This is a genomic window from Acinetobacter sp. YH12058 (assembly GCF_013419805.1).
GTDB classification, from domain to species: domain Bacteria; phylum Pseudomonadota; class Gammaproteobacteria; order Pseudomonadales; family Moraxellaceae; genus Acinetobacter; species Acinetobacter towneri.
Genome location: NZ_VOZL01000004.1, coordinates 67613 through 88666, shown reverse-complemented (window position 1 = coordinate 88666; position 21054 = coordinate 67613). Strand labels below are relative to the sequence as shown.

The following is a 21054-nucleotide window of genomic DNA, read 5'->3' as shown; positions in this document are numbered from 1 at the left end:
CCCGCCATTTGCTTCGAGGAATCCCCCTCCTTTTAGGAGGGTTAGGGGAGGTCAAGTCGCATATTACTGACAAGCTTCACAATCAGGATTATCAATACTACATGCCATTGGCACTGGTGCTGCTTGAGCAAAATCTTCATCAACAGCTGCAGACGCTTCTGGTGTAACGGCTGCCACAGGGGCTGCTGTTACTGTTGCAGGTTTTACTGCGTTCAATGCGCCCGTGTTAATGGTCGATTTCTCTGCAGACGTTGCACCCAATGCACGTAGGTAATAAGTCGTTTTCAGACCACGTAACCATGCCATTTTATAAGTCAGGTCAAGTTTCTTACCGTTTGCACCTGCAATATACAAGTTCAACGATTGCGCCTGATCAATCCATTTTTGACGACGTGATGCTGCATCTACAATCCAGCGTGGTTCAACTTCAAACGCAGTCGCAAAAATCGCTTTCAATTCTTCAGGAATACGTGAAATTTTTTGTACTGAACCTTCAAAGTGTTTCAGGTCATTCACCATCACAGAATCCCACAAATCACGCTCTTTCAATGCACGAACGAGGTAAGGGTTGATTACTGTAAATTCACCAGACAAGTTCGATTTCACATATAAGTTTTGGAATGTCGGCTCAATAGACTGAGAAACGCCACAAATATTTGAAATGGTTGCAGTCGGTGCAATCGCCATCACGTTTGAATTACGCATACCGTCTTTTTGAACTTTGGCACGTAAGCTGTCCCAATCCAAACGCTGTGTACGGTCTACTTCAAACATACGTTCTGGACGCGATTTCGCCACAATGTCTAAAGAGTCAATTGGTAAGATGCCTTGATCCCACAATGAACCTTTAAATGTTTCGTAAGTACCACGCTCAACCGCTAAGTCGCTAGACGTTTGAATCGCGTAGTAGCTGATCACTTCCATAGATTCATCGGCAAATTCAACTGCAGCGTCTGAACCATAAGCCAAGTTCATTTCATAAAGCGCATCTTGGAAGCCCATGATGCCCATGCCCACAGGGCGATGTTTCAAATTTGAATTGCGTGCTTGTGGTACAGCGTAGTAGTTGATGTCGATGACGTTGTCGAGCATACGTACTGCAGTTTTAATAGTACGTGCCAATTTCTCACGGTCTAACACACCACCTTGAACGTGTTGTACAAGGTTGATAGAACCCAAGTTACATACCGCGATTTCATCTTGGTTAGTATTGAGGGTAATTTCAGTACACAAGTTAGATGAGTGCACTACGCCAACGTGTTGTTGCGGTGAACGTAAGTTACATACGTCTTTGAATGTGATCCACGGGTGACCTGTTTCAAACAACATTGACAACATTTTGCGCCATAAGTCCTTCGCACGAAGTTTCTTATGCAGCATGTTGGTTTCTTTGGCAATGCTTTCGTAGTACGCATAACGCTCGGCAAAAGCTTCGCCCGTCAAGTCGTGCAAGTCTGGTGTTTCAGATGGCGTGAACAGTGTCCATTCTGCATCTTCAAAGACACGCTGCATGAACAAGTCAGGCACCCAGTTCGCTGTGTTCATGTCATGGGTACGACGACGGTCATCCCCTGTGTTTTTACGCAGCTCTAGGAATTCTTCGATGTCTAAGTGCCAAGTTTCTAAGTACGCACATACCGCACCTTTACGCTTACCACCTTGGTTGACCGCAACAGCTGTATCGTTCGCAACTTTAAGGAACGGAACAACACCTTGAGATTTACCGTTTGTTCCTTTGATGTATGAGTTCAAGGCACGTACTGGCGTCCAGTCATTACCTAAACCACCTGCCCATTTAGACAGCATCGCGTTGTCACGCATTGCGCCATAAATGTTGTAAAGGTCATCTGAAATTGTAGTTAAGTAACAGCTTGATAACTGTGGACGTAGTGTACCTGAGTTAAACAGGGTAGGCGTAGAAGCCATGTAGTCGAAGCTAGACAATAAGTTATAGAACTCGATTGCACGTGCTTCACGGTCATCTTCATTAAGCGCCAGACCCATTGACACACGCATAAAGAACAATTGTGGAAGTTCAAAGCGTACGCCATCTGAGTGAATGAAATAACGGTCAAATAAAGTTTGCAGACCTAAATAGGTAAACTGGTTTGAGCGTTCAGGCTGAATCGCTGCAGCAAGTTTGGCAAGGTCAAACTCAAGTAAGTCTGCAGAAAGCAAATCAAGTTCTACACCTTTTTTCAGGAAAGTTTCTAATGCTTCGCCTTCAGGTGTATCTGTTGCCAAACCTAAAAATTCTAAGCCTGTTGCTACCAAGTCATTACGCAATAAACGCGCAGTCACATAGGTATAGTTCGGCTCTTGCTCAATACGGGTACGAGTCGCCATCATCATGGTGGTTGAGATGTCAGACTCTTTTACACCGTTGTAGAGGTTTTTCACGGTTTCATCAATGATGGCATCTACATCAATGCCTTCTAAACCTTCTGCCGCTTTATTCACGGTTGCTTTTAACGCACCTAAATCTAGTGGTTTAAGCTGACCGTTTGCATCAGTCACTTGTAAAGTTGGGTGATGGTTTTCACCTGCTTGCTTACGCGCTTCTGAGCGTTGTTCACGGTAGATGACATAAGCACGAGCAACTTTTTGCTCGCCTGTACGCATGAGCGCAAGTTCAACTTGGTCTTGAATTTCTTCAATGTGAATAGTTCCGCCAGACGGTAAACGGCGGTTGAATGTGTTCAACACCATTTCAGTCAGTTGTTCGATCCGATCATGAATGCGGCTTGAATCGGCGCTTTGTTGACCTTCTACAGCCAAAAACGCTTTGCCAATTGCAACTGCAATTTTTTCAGCATCAAAAGCGGCAACATCACCAGTGCGTTTAATCACTTGTAATTGACCAGGGGTTGAGGTGATTACGCTCATGTCAGCATAGCTCCATTGTCATCTATTGTTATGTTTATGGACCATTAAACTGGGCAAAACTTAGGCCGCAGTGATTGAGGGATAAACACAAGACTTAGTGGTTTAAAATTGAATTGAACACAAGATACGGGAAAATTGAGGGTAGATCAATATTGACTTTTTCTTTTAAATTTTGACTATTTTAGGATTCAAATTTATCTCAAAAATACCGAATTTTGTCCTTTGGGCTATAAGCCTTATCAGACAAGGGCATAGCATAGCAAAGCTCGGAAAAACTGCTTATAGATAACCTTGTGGATAACTTGAAAAGTTAGGAGATAATTTTTCCAAAGGCGGCAAAGGCTTGATCTAGTGCAAAAAATACCCATTTTGTAACTTTATATTTCTTAAATATGTTTAAAAATCACCAAAACTAGAAAAGTGCTATAAATTCAATGCTTAATAAAAATATAACAAAATAATACGCAGATGTATCAGTTTGGTGAACAGTATCTTGTTTACAATGTAAACGTGTGTATATTGCAAATTATATCAAGACCTATCTCTCAGATTTTAAAAGGATAGGTCGAATCCAATAAAGGGACAGGTTATGAGTCAAGAAGAAAAGTTACCAAAAATTTTAATTGTTGAAGATGATGAACGCCTTGCACGACTTACGCAGGAATACTTAATTCGCAATGGTTTAGAAGTTGGGGTAGAACCAGATGGCAACCGCGCGATTCGCCGTATTATTGCCGAGCAACCCGATCTTGTGGTGCTAGATGTGATGTTACCAGGTGCCGATGGTTTAACCATTTGTCGTGAGGTTCGTCCACATTATCATCAACCGATTTTAATGCTGACTGCGCGTACTGAAGATATGGATCAGGTGCTAGGTCTAGAAATGGGTGCAGATGACTATGTTGCAAAACCTGTGCAGCCGCGCGTATTGTTGGCGCGTATTCGTGCTTTATTACGCCGTACCGACAAAGTGACTGAAGATGAAGTGGCACAGCGCATTGAATTTGATGATTTAGTGATTGATAACGGTGGTCGTTCTGTGACTTTAAATGGTGAACTGGTTGATTTCACCAGCGCAGAATATGACTTGTTATGGTTATTGGCTTCAAATGCAGGGCGTATTTTATCTCGTGAAGATATTTTTGAGCGTCTGCGTGGTATTGAATATGATGGTCAAGACCGTTCAATTGACGTGCGTATTTCACGTATTCGTCCAAAAATTGGCGATGATCCTGAAAATCCAAAACGTATTAAAACTGTGCGCAGTAAAGGTTATTTGTTCGTTAAAGAAACCAACGGCATGTAATACGCTTTTTTCTGAGTCAAATACTGACTCAAATATAAAATAAGTCACATAGGACGGGTTTTGTGCTTAAACACAGTATATTCTTGCGCATATATGCAGGATTGGTGATCTTAGTTGCAGTAGTTGCCATTTTGGCGTACTTATTGGTGCAAATCATCAACTATCAGCGTGCGCAAGAATATCGTGAGTCTTTAACTGATGGTATGGCTTATATTATTAGTGAAGGGATTGCACGACAGCAAAACGAACAGCAAAAGAAAGACTGGATTTCTGATGCATCCGATTTGCTGGAATTGCCCATCTACTATGTGCAGGCAGACAAAGTAGATTTGTCGCGCGCAGAGCTTAGACGGATTAAAGAACGTAAAGCGGCTGTGCGCTATAATGCCGAAAATATGATTGCCTATATTATTTTGGGTATGAAAGATGATCCAAATCATTATTTATATATCAAGGCAGATAAAATTACAGAACGGCAAATGAAAGCTTTGCCGATTTTTGTTTTAGATTATTTGGTGTATTACCCGGGTCAGGAAAAAGAATATCTAGCCAAAATTCAGCAGCACTTTTCTTATCCAGTCAATATTAAAAATATTCAGGAACTGCCACTCGATTCTGAACAGATTGGGCGTTTAAGACTCGATCACAGCATTATTTTATATCGTGACAATGCCACCGTGCGTGGTACAACCATCTCGATTGTGTCACCGATGCCAAATTCACCCTCAGAAGTCTTGGTTTTAGGGCCTGTGCCGTTATTTAACTGGATGCCATTCCAGTTGGCAGCAGGCATTACCTTGCTCAGTATGTTTATGTTGAGCTTGGGGGTTTATGGTTTGATCTTGCCTATGCAACGTAAGATCCGCCAAGTGAACTATGCCTTAAACCGCACCAAATCGGGTGATTTAAACATGCGTTTGCCTGTAGATGGCACAGATGAAATGGCAAGTTTGGCATCTAGCTATAACAGCATGTCTGACCATATTCAGCGTTTGATTGAAGCGCAGCGTGAACTGATGCGCGCTGTATCGCATGAGCTGCGCACGCCTGTGGCACGTATTCGTTTTGGTATGGAAATGCTGGCAGAAGAAGATGATTACGAATATCGCTTACAGCAAGTCGAAATGATTGATAAAGATATTGAGGCTTTAAACACCTTGATTGATGAGATCATGACCTATGCCAAACTTGAACAGGGCATGCCATCTTTAGAAATTGAAAAGATCGTTTTGGTTGAAGTGCTAGAGCAGGTGGCTACGGAAACAGAAGCATTGAAAACCCAAAAAGATATTCAATTGCTTGCCCCACCTGTGACTTTGGAAGTGGAAGCTGAACGCCGTTACTTGCACCGTGTGGTACAGAACTTGGTGGGCAATGCAGTCCGTTACTGTGACCATAAAGTCTTGATCAGTGGCGGTATTAACGAACAAGGCATGGCCTATGTTTGTGTGGAAGATGATGGGCCGGGGATTCCCGAACAAGACCGAGAACGTGTATTTGAAGCCTTTGCTCGTTTAGATGACAGCCGCACCCGTGCTTCAGGTGGTTATGGTTTAGGTTTGTCTATTGTAAGCCGCATTGCTTATTGGTTTGGTGGCAAAATTGAAGTCGATCAGAGTCCGAACTTGGGTGGTGCACGTTTTATGATGGTTTGGCCTGCCAAACGGTTTAGTAAGGCAAGAAAAAAAGTCGCAGCAGAGAAAGAGAAAACTACAGATTCATTGACTTGATTTGAGTGTACTAAAACTTTTCTCAGACATAAAAACCAGTGCAGTTCAAGGCACTGGTTTTTTATCGCTTTTTTATCTCTATGCAGATCAATCTACAGCTTAGTGCGATTCTTTATATTGCTGATCGGCCTGTTCAAAACGGTCTGTCACTTCATGACTTGGCGCTTTACCCAATAAACTCACCACGACAATCGCAATCCAAGAACAGACAAAGCCCGGAATAATTTCATAAATACCCGTATCTGCCCAAAGGTTTTTCCAAAGAATGACCATAAGTGCGCCGACAACCATCCCCGCCAATGCACCATTTAAAGTCATGCGTTTCCAGAACAAAGACAAAATGATTAGTGGACCAAATGCTGCACCGAAGCCTGCCCAAGCATAAGAAACCAATCCCAAGACTTTTGATTCAGGATTACCCGCCATCCAAATAGCAAGCAGCGCAATCATGAGTACCATGCCGCGTCCGACCCACACCAATTCATTTTGTGAGGCATTTTTACGCAGGAACGATTTGTAAAAATCTTCGGTTAAAGTACTTGAACAGACCAAAAGTTGACAGCTTAGGGTACTCATCACAGCAGCTAAAATTGCAGCCAGTACCACACCTGCCACCCACGGATTAAACAGGATTTTGGTCAATTCCATAAATACTGTTTCAGGATTGGCATTGACCACACTTGCCAGTTCAGGATGTTGCTGGAAGTAGGCGATACCAAAAAAGCCCGCAGCCACCGCACCGCCTAAACATAAGGTCATCCATGTCATGCCAATACGACGTGCATTCGGAATAGACTTGACTGAATCAACTGCCATAAAACGCACTAAAATATGTGGCTGTCCAAAATAGCCTAAGCCCCATGCCATGAGGGAAATGATCGCGACCCAGCTTAAATCTCCGACTAAATTCAGCGCCTGCGGACGAGCCGCTTCTAAAGCAAGTGTGACTTGGCTTAGGTCAGAAAAGCTGAGTAGGGTAATGATAGGGGTCAGCAAGAGCGCAAAAATCATCAAGCCAGCCTGAATGGTGTCCGTCCAGCTGACTGCCAAGAAACCACCAATAAACACATAGCTGATGGTGGCAATAGCACTAATCCACAATGCAGTGCTATAAGGCAGATCAAACATACTTTCAAATAAGCGCGCACCTGCAACCATGCCCGAAGCACAATAAATCGCAAAGAAAATTAGAATTACGCAGGCAGATACAATCCTTAAAATTTTTCTTTGATCATTAAAACGGTTAGAAAAATAATCAGGCAAAGTCAGTGCATTGTGCTGTACTTCGGTGTGTACTCGTAAACGACCTGCCACCAAAAGCCAGTTTAGCCATGCGCCAATAATCAGACCAACGGCAATCCACATTTCAGACAAACCTGAAAGATAAATGGCACCGGGTAAGCCCATCAGCAACCAGCCACTCATATCGGATGCGCCTGCAGAAAGTGCAGTGACAAAACTGCCAAGGCGACGACCACCTAAAATGTAGTCCGAGAAATTTCGAGTCGCGCGATAAGCTAATAAACCAATGACAATCATGGCGACAATATAAAACAGGAAAGTAATAATGGTGGGGTTGAGTGCGCTCATACAGTATCCATTTGGGTTTTGGACAGTCGATGAAAATACAGACTGCTGCTAGACGTGAGTCACTCAATTTTGTGAGTGCAGACATCTCATCTGCGGTGCTGATTTCATCAAGAAACGCGAAATTTAACCATACATTAAAAAATATTTCAGATTTTTTTCTGAATGGGCATAAAATAGGCAGCTTGAAAGCTGCCTATCATCTTGATGTTTATCTGATTTGCTTATGGATTATTGCGACCCATAACACCACGAATGGTATTCAGGACATCTGCAGGTAAGACCACAGTTTTGGCATTGTTGGATTTCGCCATATCTTGCATGGCTTTTACATATTGCTCACCCAATAAGTACGCCACAGGAATTTCTTTATCACCTACCGCAGAGCTGACCATTTCAATGGCACGTTGAGAAGATTCTGCCAATACAACTTGCGCTTCTGCATCACGACGTGAAGCTTCCAAACGACCATCGGCTTCTAAAATAGCCGCTTGTTTTTCACCATCGGCTTTGGTTACGGTAGCACGACGCTGACGTTCTGCTGCAGCTTGTTCTTCCATAGCTGCCTGCATGGTATGCGATGGTTTAATATCCTGAATTTCTACAGTTTTAAGGGTAATTCCCCAGTCTGAAATATCATCAGAAATGGCTGCTTTGAGTTTGGCTTTGATGTGATCGCGCGAAGACAAGGCATCATCCAAATCCATTTCACCCACAATAGAACGCAATGAGGTTTGAACAAGGTTTTGAATCGCCCAAGTATAGTTTTCAATGCCATACACTGCTTTTTCAGGAGTCGTGAGATTAATGTACGCTACCGCATTCATGAGCAGAACTGCGTTGTCACGGGTAATGACTTCCTGAGATGGAATATCTAATACAATATCTTTGGTGGTGACTTTATAGGCCACTTCATCGACATAAGGAATGACGAAGTTAAGTCCCGGTGCAAGTGTGGTGTGGTATTTACCCAGACGTTGCACAATCCACTTATAACCTTGCGGAACAATTCGCACGCCTTTAAAAATGGTAATTCCAACAAAGGCTAAAATCGCTAAAACAATAATAGATCCACCAGACATTTTAATTTCTCACTTTTTCGTTGTCATGTGCGCTGTGATGCGGCTGCACCACCAAATCATTACCCAAAATATCAATCACGCGAATACGATCTCCCACTTGCACAGGGCTTGTGGTGCGGCAGTTCCATTCGTCTGAACCAAGTACGGGCATCGGGAAACGGACTTTAATTTGATCATGTTCCAAGTTGGTTTGAATAACCATGCCAATTTGTCCAATAGTGGCTTCGCGTGACAAGCCTGCTTTGGTTTTATCGGTAGATAAGGGTTTGATAAATTTAAACCACGCCAAGGTACACAGTACCGACAAGATAATCCACATCACCAATTGGGTGGTGGTACCCATCATGGGGAACATCCAGTATAAAATACCGACCATGACTGCCCCAATACCAAACCATAAAGCGGCAAACGCAGGCAAGACCAGTTCTGAAAGCATTAACAGAACGCCTAGTACAAACCAGTGCCAAGGTTCAAGAACGAATTCCATACATCTACTCGCGTATTTTTACGATTGGTTAATTCTAATTGCTTAGAGAAACGCATCGACTTAAAAAGATGCGCTCTCATCACTTTAACAGATCAATAAGTTTATGAATATTAAAAAAATCACTGAATCCTAAAATTTCGGACGCGGTGCAGGTTTCAGCGCGGCAGGTGATTTTTTAAAGTTATTGATGGCTTGCAGAATTGCTTTGACCTGTAATTGTGCGGCTTTTTCACCTTCTAAAATGGTTTGGTTACTGGCTTTTAAATCTAGAGTACCAATATGTCCAACTTTAGGTTGAATCACGATATTGGCCTGCGCCAATTCCTGATTGATGCTTTGCTGCCCCATAATATTGAGGGTTTGATCGAGTAAGCCCCACATGCTGACAGGTTGATTGCCTGTCGGACGTGCAGAAATATCCACTGCAATGACTAAGTCGGCACCCATCGCTTTAGCCGTCTGTACGGGAATTGGGCTGACCAAGCCGCCATCCACATATTGTGTTCCGCCAATGGTGGCAGGTACAAAAACATTCGGAATACTGCAAGAGGCACGTACGGCTTGACCAGCATTGCCTTTAATAAAGTCGGCTTTACGTCCATTATCTAAACGTGTGGCAACGGCAGCAAAACGAATTGGAAATTTTTCAATCGGTTTATTGGCTACGTGTTGATTGACAAAGTCTTGTAACTTTTGACCTGCAATAAAACCCTGACGGTTTAAGGTTAAATCACGAATGTCGGATTCTTTAAAGGTTAGGGCAATATGTTGGAGCTGATAAGGACTTTTACCACTGGCGTATAAACTGCCGACAAAGCTGCCTGCACTGGTGCCTGTGACAATTTTTGGTTTAATCCCGTGAGACTCTAAAACTTTAATGACGCCAATATGTGCAAAACCTTTAGCACCACCGCCACCCAGCGCCAGTGCAATTACAGGTTCACGTGCTTGGATAGGTGTGGTGCTTGGCGGTGTTTTTGTTGTTTTGTCGCAGCCAGCCAAAGTTAGAGCTAGTACGCCCACTAAAGAATAACGAATCAGTTGCATATCAAATCTAAATTTAGATCAAAGAATATTGCGCCCATCTGAACAAAAAATAGAAACTTTGACTAGCCCTTTTTCAAAAGCTTTTGTAACGGTTTTGCCAACCAATGTGGATTTTTAGCCGAAAACTTGCCGTGATATTGCGTATAAATTGCATCTAAATCTTGAGCATAATCGCCCGTAGGATGAAACACGCCCAAAATATGAATGGTTTTGTGTGCATAATCAAAAGAGAACATCACAATTGGGATATTGGCGCCGTAGGCAATATGGTAAAAGCCACTGCGGATATTTTCGGCTTGTTTACGTGTGCCTTCGGGCGCCATACCAATCCAGATTTTTTCTTTTTTTCGTACAATCTCAATAATATCTTGGGTATGTCCTTGAGGAGAATGGCGCACCACAGGAATTACCCCAATCCAGTTTAAAAGTGGCTTGAGTGGGGTTTCAAATAAAGTGTGCTTACCAAAAATAGTAATTTGAATACCTAAACCGAGTAGGGCGGTAAAACCATTCCACGCATCAATATTTGACGTATGCGGTGAGATAATAGCAACTGCTTTGGGCAAGTTGGGAAATTCGCCCACCATTTGCCAGCCTTGCGCCAAAAAAATATTTTTAAATAAAGCACGACTGCTGGCTGTTCCACGTTGTGGAACTTGGTCGGGTAACTGTGGAAATTGCCGTGCACTGCGTGCAAAAGGATTGGTGATTTTCATGAATGCGATGTCATCCTGACGTGCGTGATTAACAACAAGAAAGACCCAATATCATGACGCATGACTCTAAATCTATTCAAGATATTAGACTTTCGCTTTGTCTGATTCATTGGCAAAATAGTCGAAATCTGAATGTGAAAGTGATGAAAAATAACAATCCATTATTCAAAAAATTAGTGTAGTACTGCGCTATTTTGATCTTTTGTCCCTGTTTAACCGAGATGCCATGCCCAATTTGCGCCAAACCTATTTGTTGTTATTTTCTCTGTATTGGGCGCAGGGCTTGCCTGTTGGCTTTATGACCCATGCCTTGCCTGTGATTTTACGTGCGCAAGGAGTGTCTTTGGCACACATTGGTGGTTTTGGTTTGTTAATGCTGCCGTGGTCAATTAAAGTATTTTGGGCACCTTTGGTGGATCGCTTTGGACATTCATATTTTGGGCATTATCGTAGCTGGATTTTGCCGTGCCAATGGCTGAGTGTTTTGGTGCTGATAGGGCTGTCTTTTTTACCGATTGAGTCCTTAAATCATCCTATCTATTTGTGGGTGTTTTTTGTGGCTTTGCTCGGTATGAACTTGGTCGGTGCAACCCAAGATATTGCCACCGATGGTTTGGCGGTCAATATTTTACAAGCCAAACAGCAACATTGGGGTAATACCTTTCAGGTGGTTGGTTCACGACTAGGCTTTATTGTCGGTGGTGGTGCAATTCTGTGGGCATTGGATTGGCTAGATTGGCAAAAAACTTTCTTAATTTTAGCGGGATTGGTGTTTTTAAATACCTTGCCAATTTTAATGTTTAAAGAGCCACAACATGCTGCTAAACAAGTGCTTGTTCAAGCTCAAAGTAAAATGTCATTTCACGCACGTCTTGCTGCGATTCGTGAATATCTGCGCTATTTTGTGGAAACGCCTGTACTGTACGCATGGCTATGGGTGTTACTCAGCTTTAAAATTGCCGATGGTTTGGCTGGCCCTTTATTAAAACCTTTAATGGTAGATTTAGGCTTAAGCTTTTCTCAAATTGGCATTTATGTGACCATGTTGGGAGCAATGGCCGCTTTGTTGGGTGCTGGCATCGCAGGGTTGATGCTGAAATGGTGGTCTAGAGCGCATGCCCTCATCATTTTTTCTGTGCTTAAAATTTTGAGTTTAGTGGCCTATGCTTATTTGGCTGAATTGTATGAACAGCAAGTTGATGTGGCACACTGGCTGATTTATAGCATTAATGCTGCGGAAGATTTTTGCTCTGCCATGTTACTTGTAGTGATGCTAACCTTGATTATGCAGTACAGTCGTAAACAATATGCAGGGACTGATTTTACATTTCAGGTTGCGATTATGGCGACTGTGAGCGGGGTACTTTATACCCTGAGTGGAATCTTAGGCGATGCTTTAGGCTACGCGAATTATTTACTGTTGATTTGTATTGTTGCGATTCTATGCTTTGTACTGATCTGGAAATGGGCAAAGCTTGCGAAAAGCGTTCAATCATCAGCACTTGAATAACAAGGTAGATCATCAAGACAGGATGACAGACCTAAACCACGTTAAAAAGTCATTGCGTGGAAAAAATAAAAGCGACCTTTAAAGAGTCGCTGGAGTATAAAAGGTATCCACATTAAAGCCAATACCGACCTCGTTTTTGTATTTTCAAAAATTATTATTTGCGCTTTCAGTGCTTCTCTTCGGCAGCGCAGGCAGTATAACGTTAAATTATGACAATCCTGCGACAATTTAAGTCGCATAGAGGTGTGTTGCAGCTAAAATCAACATATTCTAGCTGCGATATGCAGTATTGATTGCCAGTGTCCATTGTTGGTGATTACAACGCGGACAGACTTCATTGGCGTGTTCAAGTAAACGGACATGCCCACAATACATGCAGGCATAATACGTGTTTGGAGTTGTGCGGTTCACGGGTTGGTAAGCTTTAGGGAATAAGGGTAAACCATAGCGTGTGGCACCGCCATGAAAAAACAACATGCTGAATTTTCCATCACTTTCTAGTAAGCCAACACGTACTTGCCCTAAATGCTCCACGCCTTGTTGGCGCATTTCGGCAAAGAATTCATCATGCGACATTTTACCGTACTTAATTTTTTCTAAGACCAATTCACCATCTTCTACAATATATAGCGATTTACCTTCAATCAAATCTTCAAAGGGTTGGTATTTCATCATGAGCCATGTGGTCAGGCGATACATCCCAATCACCACTGTCATCACCACCAAGGCATGTACCAAGGGTAAATCTTCAGTGAACATAGGGTCGCCCGCAATAGAACCGAGCGATAAAATAATGGCCAATTCAAAAATAGAAAGCTGGCGTACTCCGCGTTTTCCTGTGAGGCGTAAAAATAGAATAATCATGCCAAACATGAGTGCAGCACGAATCATTAATTCTGCAACAAATGTCCATGTGGTGTCGTGAATGAAGATGGTGAACCAATCCATAGATTGTCTATTTTGTTATTTTGATGCTTGATACTATGCTTAAATTGAGTGGGTAAAATAGTGGTTTTGAGTAAAGAACTGCAATTATTTTAGTGGTTTAGAAACATAGAAATTTGTTATATTGCCTAAAAACTATAAATACAAAAATAATGAATCAGAAGATGAATTCACAACTATTACAATTTGCCAAATCTATGCGTCATGCTGCTACGGATGCTGAAAATTTGCTGTGGCAACTACTTAGTGCAAACGCTTTATGGTGCTCAAATTTAGACGTCCGTAGATGATTGAACCGTATATTGTAGATTTTTACTGTCATGAGATTGGCTTGGTCATTGAGTTGAATGGCGGTCAGCACAATACGGAAAATGGTCAGGCTTATGATGTCGAGCGCACTCAGTTTTTAGAGACTTTGGGCTTAACTGTCGTGCAGTATTGGAATTCTGATGTGTTGGGAAGGGTGGATGTGGTGTTGGAGGATTTGTGGCAGGTGTGTTCTGAATTGAAAAATACCTCTTTTATTAAAGAGGTATTTTGAAAATTATCGACGATTGCTTGATTCAAAATCTACACGGGGATCAGCACTTTCCGTAGTTACTCTGTAATTTGACGGTAAATTAACAGAATCTTTAACCCATGTAGGTCTAGGACGGCTAGAAGCTGTTAGGGTTGTTAAAGTATTTTGATTATTTCTTGATGTAGAGTTTTGAGAGTTCTGTGTATGTCTGGACATTGCATTCTCCCGTTAACCATAAAATTAATAGATATAGACATAATATGCTAAAAATAGCTGCTGCACAATTAATCTCTGAATAAGCTTTTTCTAAAGCAATAACTTTGTCTTCAAGCATTTGGGCATTTCGAGAAATTAAATCCTGATAAATTTCTCCCATATACCACAGGCATGTTCTTTCGTCATTATCCATAAAAGTGTTAATTAAATTGGTGTCATCCAACGGAACTTTTTCTAGTGCAGAAAGACTAAGTACTTTTGCAATTTTATACCAACAGCTTAGAATTGCTATAAACAAGATTACACATAAAATATATAAAATCCATTTAGTTAATGAAGTGCAAGCATAAGCAGTAAAAGTTTCTAACTTGGTTAGTGCTGCTGAGTAGGCAACTATCACAATACCAACCATTGTTGAATATTTAATTGCTTTATCATCCAGTGATTTACTTCTATCGATCTCTAGTTGATATTCATGCTTGGAAACTTCAAATAGAATTTTATATTTATTGATGTCATCTTGGCTCATATTGAAAAACAAAGGGCTGAATAATCAGCCCTTTATACACAAATTAGATCAAGCTAACAACACATTAAAGCGCTGCAATCTGCTCCATATTCGCTTTAATTTTCGCTAACTGATCTGCAAATTCAGCAAGTTTCACTTTCTCGCCTTCAACCACAGCCGCAGGGGCTTTCGCCACAAAACCTTCATTTGCAAGTTTAGTTGCAATTTGGTCATGCTGCTTTTGAACCTTGTCTAAGTCTTTTTGTAGACGACCCAATTCTGCTTTCGGGTCAATCAAACCCTTCATTGGAACGAATACAGACACGTGACCGACTACAGAAGAAGAAGACAATGGTGGTTGTTCACCATCTGCCAAGAAGGTAATGCTTTCAACTTTCGCCAATGCTTTAAACAACGGTTCAATACGAGAAATTTGTGCTTTTTCTGCTTCAGTCGTGTTCTGTAAAAGTACAGGCAATAAACGTGCATTACCTAGACCCATTTCACCACGAATGTTACGCACCGCACCAATCAAACCTTGTAGCCATTGCATATCTGCTTCGGCTTGTTCGTTGATTTTGGCTTCATCTGCAACAGGGTAGTTTGCCAACATAATGGTTTCGCCACCCAAGCCAATCATTGGCGCAAGGGTTTGCCAAATTTCTTCAGTTAAGTACGGCATGATTGGATGAGCAAGACGTAAAGAAGCTTCCATCACCGCAAGCAATACACGACGAACTTCGGCTTTGCGTTCTTCAGAAACAGACTCATCATTCAGAACAGGTTTGGTTAGCTCTACATACCAGTCGCAGTATTCATTCCAAATAAAGTCATAAATCGCTTGCGCAGCCAAGTCTAAACGGTAAGTTGCAAACGCTTGATGAACAGCTTGCTCTGCCTTTTGTAAACGGCTCACAATCCACTGTTCAGGCAATTCCCAAAGGTCTTGACGTGCCTCTTGACCAACCGTTTGACCTTCAACATTCATCAATACAAAACGGGTAGCATTCCAAATTTTGTTGGCAAAGTTACGATAACCTTCCACACGTTTCATATCAAACTTGATGTCACGACCTGTATTTGCCAATGCGCAGAAGGTAAAACGAACCGCGTCTGTGCCATAAGCCTGAATCCCTTCTGGGAATTCTTTGCGGGTCGATTTTTCAATTTTCGCTGCTTGTTTCGGGTTCATCAAACCCGTCGTACGTTTCTGTACTAAAGTTTCAAGATCTACACCGTCAATCAAGTCTAATGGGTCAAGCACGTTGCCCTTAGACTTCGACATTTTTTGACCTTCGCTGTCACGTACCAAACCGTGAACGTAAACTGTTTTGAACGGTACTTGTGGCGTGCCATCTTCATTCTTCATGAAGTGCATGGTCATCATGATCATACGCGCCACCCAGAAGAAGATGATGTCAAAACCTGTCACCAATACATCAGTGGAGTGGAAGGTATTTAAGAAGTAGTTTTCTGCATCTTTCTTGGCATCACCCGTCCAACCTAAGGTCGAGAATGTCCAAAGTGCAGAGGAGAACCATGTATCCAGTACGTCTTCGTCTTGGTTTAATTGAACATCGGCAGGGATATTATTTTTCGTACGAACTTCTTCTTCGTTACGACCTACATAAACATTGCCTTCAGCATCGTACCAAGCAGGAATACGGTGACCCCACCACAATTGACGCGAGATACACCAGTCTTGAATGTTGTTCATCCACGCCATATACATATTGCTGTATTGCTCAGGCACGAACTTGATGCGACCATCTTTCACTGCTTCAATTGCAGGCTGCGCCAACGGTGCAATTTTGACATACCATTGGTCGGTCAATAATGGCTCAACAATTACGCCCGAACGGTCACCGCGAGGTGGTTTCAAGGTGTACGGTTGGATTTGATCTAACCAACCTTCGCTTTCCGCTTGTTCAACTAATTTTTTACGTGCTTCAAAACGCTCTAAACCAATGTAGTCTGCAGGTGCAGGAATGGTTTTAGAAATTTGTTCGCCTGCTTTCGCAATATATTCAAACTCAGCCAATACTTCAGCATTTTTGTTGAAGATATTGATGATTGGCAATTCGCAGCGTTTACCCACTTCATAGTCATTGAAGTCGTGTGCAGGGGTAATTTTTACACAACCTGTACCGAATTCTTTATCGACATACTCATCTTTTACGATTGGAACGGCACGACCTGTAATTGGGAGGATGATGTTTTGACCAACAAGGTGCGAGTAACGCTCATCATCAAGGGCAACCGCAACCGCAGTATCACCCAGCAATGTTTCAGGACGAGTGGTTGCCACTACAATGTGATCTTTACCATCGTGAGTGCGTAGTGATTTATCTTCAAAGAAATATTTGAAGTGCCACAATGAACCTTGTTCTTCTTTATCCGACTCAACTTCTAAGTCAGAAAGGGCAGTTTGTAATTTTGGATCCCAGTTTACAAGGCGTTTGCCGCGGTAAATTAAACCTTCTTCGTGTAGTTTCACGAAAACTTCTTTCACCGCATTCGATAAGCCTTCGTCCATAGTGAAGCGTTCACGTGACCAATCTACCGAAGAACCTAAACGGCGGATTTGACGGGTAATGTTACCGCCAGATTGTTCTTTCCATTCCCAGACTTTTTCGATGAATTTTTCACGACCTAAGTCATGGCGGCTGATATTTTGCGCGCCCAATTGACGCTCTACTACCATTTGTGTGGCAATACCCGCGTGGTCTGTACCCGGTTGCCATAAGGTATTTTTACCCGACATACGGTTAAAGCGCGTGAGGGCATCCATAATGGCGTTGTTAAAACCATGACCCATGTGCAAGCTACCTGTGACGTTTGGCGGCGGAATCATGATACAGAATGATTCGCCTTTTTCAGACGGCTTAAAGTAGCCGTTTTCTTCCCAAGTCTTGTACCATTTTTTCTCGATCTCGGTAGGATCGTAGGTTGTAGCAATATTTTGCGCTGAATCAGTCATAGTAAGAACAGGTTAAAAGTGAATAAAAAATTGCAACTATTGTAGCAAAAAAATTGCCCGCTAAGCGAGATTCAACTCAGCCAAACTTATCGCAATTGGCAGTTGGGCAAACTCATCGTATGATGGGCGACAAGTATGATAAAAACTTCAAGTTCTCCGTTGCCTGTAACACTGTTTTAAACTGGGTTTAAGCAATGGATTTTAAAATAGATGAAAACACATCAATGCGGTCAAAATAGGCAAGTTCAGTTATGACTTATGCTGTATCTTTAAAATTAAAACCAGAAACATATCAAAGATTTCAACACATTCATCAACAACTCAATGCAGGTGAATCGGAAAGTTTATCTAAAGCTTTGGGGGCGGTACTGACCGATATTTCTTGTGAAATTATTGAGCAACTTTTTGGTGAATTGTCACGTTCTAGTCATTCACTGGATGGTGAATCTGAAAAAATTATTCAGCAAGTCATACAAACCATGCAAAAATATATGCCATGGTCGGTGTCGTTTTTTGGCAATGAACGCTTAACGCCTATGGTGAATTATCTGGCAAGCATGATGTATCAGCAGGAAGGGCAAGGTTTTGTGACTTATCCTGTCGATAGTATTGTTATGAAAGAAACGTTGGGTTGTATTGAGCAAATTCGGCAGGGCAACAGTGCATGTATTGCGCCTGCATTTAAAGGGTTTACTCAAATTATTGATCAGGGCGTGGGTTATTTAATTCGTGATCCGAAAAAAATGCTGAAATTTAATTTGGTGGTCGATAAAACTTTAAACGGCGTGATTCATTTGACTACGCAACTGGGGTATAAACGCCTAGAAAAAATGGGTGCGCAATTCGATTTGGAAAGTGCAGAGATATATTTAAACCATTTTCTTGGGTTTTTGCAGCATCCTGCAAAACCTAAGACTTAAATTTTGATGACTTAAATTTTTAAATAACGCGGACAAACGGTTATGGCAAAACGGGAAAACTTGGAACATAAAGTGGTGTGGATTACAGGTGCATCTTCTGGCATTGGTAAGGCATTGGCAAAAGAGTGTGCTTTACAAGGTGCACAAGTGATTTTAACCGCACGTCGTTATGAAGAACTTGAAAAAGTACGCGTGAGTTTGCTGAATCCTGAACGTCATCTTTCTGTATGTGCAGATATTACCAATGAAAGTCAGGTGTTACATGCGTATGAACAAGTTTTGGCACGTAAAGGACGCATTGACTGGCTAATTAATAATGCAGGTTTAAGTCAGCGCGCTTTAATTGCTGATACGACCATGCAGACTGAACGCACCATTATGGAAGTGGATTATTTTTCTCAGGTCTTTCTGACCAAAACTGTCTTGCCGACCTTTTTACAGCAAAAACATGGTCGCATTATTTTTGTATCTAGTGTTGCAGCATTATTGGGTACGCAATATCGCGCGTCATATTCTGCAGCGAAAAGTGCCATTCACATGTGGGCGAATAGTTTGCGTGCCGAAGTAGCGGAGCAGGGCGTACAGGTTTCAGTTGTTTTCCCAGGATTTGTGAATACCAATGTGTCTTTTAATGCGTTGAATGGTGAAGGCAAACCACAAGGACATCAAGATGAAGCCATTGAAAATGGTTTAGATGCTGATGTTTTTGCTAAAAATACAGTTAAAGCACTCATGGCAGGCGATGAATATATCGTGGTCGGGGGCGCTAAAGAAAAACTGGGCGTGTTGGTGTCGCGTTTATCGCCAAGTACTTTATATAAAATGATTCGTAAAACCAAAGTGAAGTAATTTTTAATCAAAGTGACTTCAAAATAAAATAATAAAAACAAAAAGAAGGATGAGCCATGCGTTTAATGATGAAAGGTATTTTTTTATTTATCAGCGCGTGGCTTTTCGCTTTCTTAGGGATGACTCAAACGACATTTGCCAAATTACAAACAAACGATGATTCGTTGTGTAAACAACCTGAATATATTGAAAAGATTTTACGACAGCACACAAATACAACCACAGTGAATGAGGACTTTTTGGCTTGTGCGGATTTCCCCAATGTTCCTGAACAAACTTTAATTGCTTATGCTGAAACTCAGACAAAAGATGATCAACCTGTAGATGATTATCAGCTGACTTTTTTAACCGTAAATAGTAAAACGCAAAAGCTTCATTCAATCTATCACGTGAAAGAGCTTTTGCCTTCAGATGCAATTGAACTGCGTTCTATCCAATTAGATTTGGCGCCGTATCAAGTTTCTGAAAGCTTAAGGGCAATTGGTTTAAGAAGGAATTATGCAGGACGTTCAAGTGCCAATCCATTTTCGGCGCAAGTACTCGATTTATATGATTTACAACATAACAAGAAAATTTTAAACGGCTTAATCGTAGCGCGTTATCAGGCAGAAACCGATACACGTTGTAATGCCAAAGTAATAGAAAGCAAAGCTATTTTAATGATCTTGCGAAATACAACTCGACAATATTTTGATATGCAATTACGTGATCGTATTCAACATTATGAAATGTCGGGCGATTTAGAAAATTGCAAAGAAACTAAACGCGTGTCTACTCAACAGCGTTTCACTTTAAAATTTGATGGTCGGCAATATCAAATTCCTCAGCCTTATCGAGATCAGTATTTATACTAAATTCTTTACAAACGCTGAAAGATGTACTCAGCGTTTTGCAGAGAATTGACTAACGCTATTTTGAACCGCCGTTCCATAAGCAAAGACTTCGACCATGCCGCCTTGCATCCCCAATTCTGTGGTGCTTAAACGCAGCCCCATAATATGATTTGCGCCCATTTTTTCAGCTTCTAATTTTAAACGGACGATGGCTTCACGACGCGCCCGCTCGACAATACTTTCATAACTGGTCAAGCGCCCGCCAAAGAAGTTCTGAATATTGGCAATCACAAACTTAAAATAATCATGAGAAATGACCACATTGCTGTGTATCAATTGCCCAAAATTGGGACTGGTCTGGAAGCGGTTATTATCAATCTGAATATAACTTAAACGCAGTTCTTGCTCGGCTAAATATTTGAAATGTTTGCGTTCGTTGTGTCGCCCAAAACCAAAGCCTACGGCAAATAAAATCGCAAAGACAACAATTTGCAGAATTAAATTATCCATGTGATGTTATTCCTGTTCAATAATCTTTGCTTTAGTGTGATGCTGGAAATGGGTCTGGAAGTTTAGGAATATCTGCCTCGACCACCACTGCTGTACCATAAACAAACAATTCCGAAGCACCTTGAGCGATATTTGAAGTAGAAAAGCGAATCCCAACAATAGCATTGGCACCTAAACCACGTGCTTTAGCAATCATACGATCCATCGCTTCTTGGCGTGATTCTTCTAGTAATTCGGTATAAGCCGTTAATTCACCACCGACAATATTTTTGAGTCCTGCCAAGAAGTCACGCCCCACATGCTTACTGCGTACGGTGCTGCCATAGACCACATCAATTTGCCGTGAAATACGATGACCTGGTACAGATTCAAGATTACTAAGCAACATAAGATTCTAATATTTAAAAACAAGACGTATTGAA

The 21054-nt window shown here is 41.7% G+C and carries 17 protein-coding genes and 1 pseudogene; 7 read left to right on the top strand and 11 right to left on the bottom strand.

What is annotated here, in order from left to right; all coding sequences use genetic code 11:
• Positions 1 to 63 precede the first annotated feature (63 nt).
• Positions 64 to 2886 (bottom strand): ribonucleoside-diphosphate reductase subunit alpha, encoded by a 2823-nt coding sequence (locus tag FTU09_RS04255; RefSeq protein WP_180051977.1) that lies wholly within the window; start codon positions 2884 to 2886, stop codon positions 64 to 66.
• Positions 2887 to 3475: 589 nt separating this feature from the next.
• On the opposite strand from FTU09_RS04255, the gene bfmR reads away from it, so the two are divergent.
• Together bfmR and bfmS are read left to right on the top strand one after the other, a co-directional pair.
• The gene (gene bfmR, locus FTU09_RS04250) at positions 3476 to 4192 is read left to right on the top strand and encodes a response regulator transcription factor BfmR (RefSeq protein WP_096902057.1); all 717 of its coding nucleotides are present in this window, start codon (positions 3476 to 3478) and stop codon (positions 4190 to 4192) included.
• Between the two features lie 62 nt (positions 4193 to 4254).
• Positions 4255 to 5922: a sensor histidine kinase BfmS gene (gene bfmS, locus FTU09_RS04245; protein WP_096902056.1), complete on the top strand. Its 1668-nt coding sequence runs from the start codon at positions 4255 to 4257 to the stop codon at positions 5920 to 5922.
• Between the two features lie 99 nt (positions 5923 to 6021).
• Here bfmS and putP read toward each other — a convergent pair whose 3' ends face one another.
• From putP to FTU09_RS04220, 5 genes are all read right to left on the bottom strand, one after another.
• Entirely contained in the window at positions 6022 to 7512 is a 1491-nt protein-coding gene (gene putP, locus FTU09_RS04240) for a sodium/proline symporter PutP (RefSeq protein ID WP_154320988.1), read from the bottom strand.
• Between the two features lie 221 nt (positions 7513 to 7733).
• Positions 7734 to 8591, bottom strand: coding sequence for an SPFH domain-containing protein (locus FTU09_RS04235; protein WP_004972306.1), 858 nt, complete (start codon positions 8589 to 8591; stop codon positions 7734 to 7736).
• A 1-nt stretch (position 8592) separates the two neighbouring features.
• Positions 8593 to 9078, bottom strand: a complete 486-nt coding sequence (locus FTU09_RS04230) for an NfeD family protein (protein ID WP_096902094.1) — start codon at positions 9076 to 9078, stop codon at positions 8593 to 8595.
• A gap of 129 nt (positions 9079 to 9207) precedes the next feature.
• Positions 9208 to 10125: a patatin-like phospholipase family protein gene (locus FTU09_RS04225; protein WP_096902052.1), complete on the bottom strand. Its 918-nt coding sequence runs from the start codon at positions 10123 to 10125 to the stop codon at positions 9208 to 9210.
• A 62-nt stretch (positions 10126 to 10187) separates the two neighbouring features.
• Positions 10188 to 10841, bottom strand: a complete 654-nt coding sequence (locus FTU09_RS04220) for a 1-acyl-sn-glycerol-3-phosphate acyltransferase (RefSeq protein ID WP_180079595.1) — start codon at positions 10839 to 10841, stop codon at positions 10188 to 10190.
• A gap of 226 nt (positions 10842 to 11067) precedes the next feature.
• On the opposite strand from FTU09_RS04220, the gene FTU09_RS04215 reads away from it, so the two are divergent.
• Positions 11068 to 12351, top strand: coding sequence for an MFS transporter (locus tag FTU09_RS04215; RefSeq protein WP_179996290.1), 1284 nt, complete (start codon positions 11068 to 11070; stop codon positions 12349 to 12351).
• Between the two features lie 270 nt (positions 12352 to 12621).
• Here the strand turns inward: FTU09_RS04215 and FTU09_RS04210 are convergent, their stop codons facing one another.
• A complete protein-coding gene (locus FTU09_RS04210) occupies positions 12622 to 13299 on the bottom strand; it encodes a YetF domain-containing protein (RefSeq protein ID WP_131260696.1) in 678 nt (225 codons plus the stop codon).
• Positions 13300 to 13448: 149 nt separating this feature from the next.
• Between FTU09_RS04210 and FTU09_RS04205 the strand changes: the two are divergent.
• Positions 13449 to 13837 (top strand): annotated as a pseudogene (locus FTU09_RS04205) (endonuclease domain-containing protein).
• Between the two features lie 148 nt (positions 13838 to 13985).
• Here the strand turns inward: FTU09_RS04205 and FTU09_RS04200 are convergent.
• Together FTU09_RS04200 and FTU09_RS04195 are read right to left on the bottom strand one after the other, a co-directional pair.
• The gene (locus FTU09_RS04200; RefSeq protein WP_136144609.1) at positions 13986 to 14561 is read right to left on the bottom strand and encodes a hypothetical protein; all 576 of its coding nucleotides are present in this window, start codon (positions 14559 to 14561) and stop codon (positions 13986 to 13988) included.
• Between the two features lie 64 nt (positions 14562 to 14625).
• Positions 14626 to 17520: a valine--tRNA ligase gene (locus FTU09_RS04195; protein ID WP_179996903.1), complete on the bottom strand. Its 2895-nt coding sequence runs from the start codon at positions 17518 to 17520 to the stop codon at positions 14626 to 14628.
• 251 nt (positions 17521 to 17771) lie between these two features.
• On the opposite strand from FTU09_RS04195, the gene FTU09_RS04190 reads away from it, so the two are divergent.
• From FTU09_RS04190 to FTU09_RS04180, 3 genes are read left to right on the top strand one after another with little or no spacing between them, the layout of a single operon-like run.
• Entirely contained in the window at positions 17772 to 18440 is a 669-nt protein-coding gene (locus FTU09_RS04190) for a hypothetical protein (protein WP_004972289.1), read from the top strand.
• A gap of 42 nt (positions 18441 to 18482) precedes the next feature.
• A complete protein-coding gene (locus FTU09_RS04185) occupies positions 18483 to 19289 on the top strand; it encodes an SDR family NAD(P)-dependent oxidoreductase (RefSeq protein WP_004972288.1) in 807 nt (268 codons plus the stop codon).
• A gap of 56 nt (positions 19290 to 19345) precedes the next feature.
• The gene (locus FTU09_RS04180; protein WP_180072203.1) at positions 19346 to 20143 is read left to right on the top strand and encodes a hypothetical protein; all 798 of its coding nucleotides are present in this window, start codon (positions 19346 to 19348) and stop codon (positions 20141 to 20143) included.
• A 27-nt stretch (positions 20144 to 20170) separates the two neighbouring features.
• Here FTU09_RS04180 and FTU09_RS04175 read toward each other — a convergent pair whose 3' ends face one another.
• Together FTU09_RS04175 and FTU09_RS04170 are read right to left on the bottom strand one after the other, a co-directional pair.
• Positions 20171 to 20632: a YbjQ family protein gene (locus FTU09_RS04175; protein WP_004972286.1), complete on the bottom strand. Its 462-nt coding sequence runs from the start codon at positions 20630 to 20632 to the stop codon at positions 20171 to 20173.
• A 31-nt stretch (positions 20633 to 20663) separates the two neighbouring features.
• Positions 20664 to 21020, bottom strand: a complete 357-nt coding sequence (locus tag FTU09_RS04170) for a YbjQ family protein (protein WP_004972285.1) — start codon at positions 21018 to 21020, stop codon at positions 20664 to 20666.
• Between the last annotated feature and the right edge of the window lie 34 nt (positions 21021 to 21054).

Coding starts and splice junctions, on each gene's coding strand:
- FTU09_RS04255 (WP_180051977.1), bottom strand. CDS start 2,886: ATGAGCGTAATCACCTCAACCCCTGGTCAATTACAAGTGATTAAACGC.
- bfmR (WP_096902057.1), top strand. CDS start 3,476: ATGAGTCAAGAAGAAAAGTTACCAAAAATTTTAATTGTTGAAGATGAT.
- putP (WP_154320988.1), bottom strand. CDS start 7,512: ATGAGCGCACTCAACCCCACCATTATTACTTTCCTGTTTTATATTGTC.
- FTU09_RS04235 (WP_004972306.1), bottom strand. CDS start 8,591: ATGTCTGGTGGATCTATTATTGTTTTAGCGATTTTAGCCTTTGTTGGA.
- FTU09_RS04230 (WP_096902094.1), bottom strand. CDS start 9,078: ATGGAATTCGTTCTTGAACCTTGGCACTGGTTTGTACTAGGCGTTCTG.
- FTU09_RS04225 (WP_096902052.1), bottom strand. CDS start 10,125: ATGCAACTGATTCGTTATTCTTTAGTGGGCGTACTAGCTCTAACTTTG.
- FTU09_RS04220 (WP_180079595.1), bottom strand. CDS start 10,841: ATGAAAATCACCAATCCTTTTGCACGCAGTGCACGGCAATTTCCACAG.
- FTU09_RS04215 (WP_179996290.1), top strand. CDS start 11,068: ATGCCCAATTTGCGCCAAACCTATTTGTTGTTATTTTCTCTGTATTGG.
- FTU09_RS04210 (WP_131260696.1), bottom strand. CDS start 13,299: ATGGATTGGTTCACCATCTTCATTCACGACACCACATGGACATTTGTT.
- FTU09_RS04200 (WP_136144609.1), bottom strand. CDS start 14,561: ATGAGCCAAGATGACATCAATAAATATAAAATTCTATTTGAAGTTTCC.
- FTU09_RS04195 (WP_179996903.1), bottom strand. CDS start 17,520: ATGACTGATTCAGCGCAAAATATTGCTACAACCTACGATCCTACCGAG.
- FTU09_RS04190 (WP_004972289.1), top strand. CDS start 17,772: ATGACTTATGCTGTATCTTTAAAATTAAAACCAGAAACATATCAAAGA.
- FTU09_RS04185 (WP_004972288.1), top strand. CDS start 18,483: ATGGCAAAACGGGAAAACTTGGAACATAAAGTGGTGTGGATTACAGGT.
- FTU09_RS04180 (WP_180072203.1), top strand. CDS start 19,346: ATGCGTTTAATGATGAAAGGTATTTTTTTATTTATCAGCGCGTGGCTT.
- FTU09_RS04175 (WP_004972286.1), bottom strand. CDS start 20,632: ATGGATAATTTAATTCTGCAAATTGTTGTCTTTGCGATTTTATTTGCC.
- FTU09_RS04170 (WP_004972285.1), bottom strand. CDS start 21,020: ATGTTGCTTAGTAATCTTGAATCTGTACCAGGTCATCGTATTTCACGG.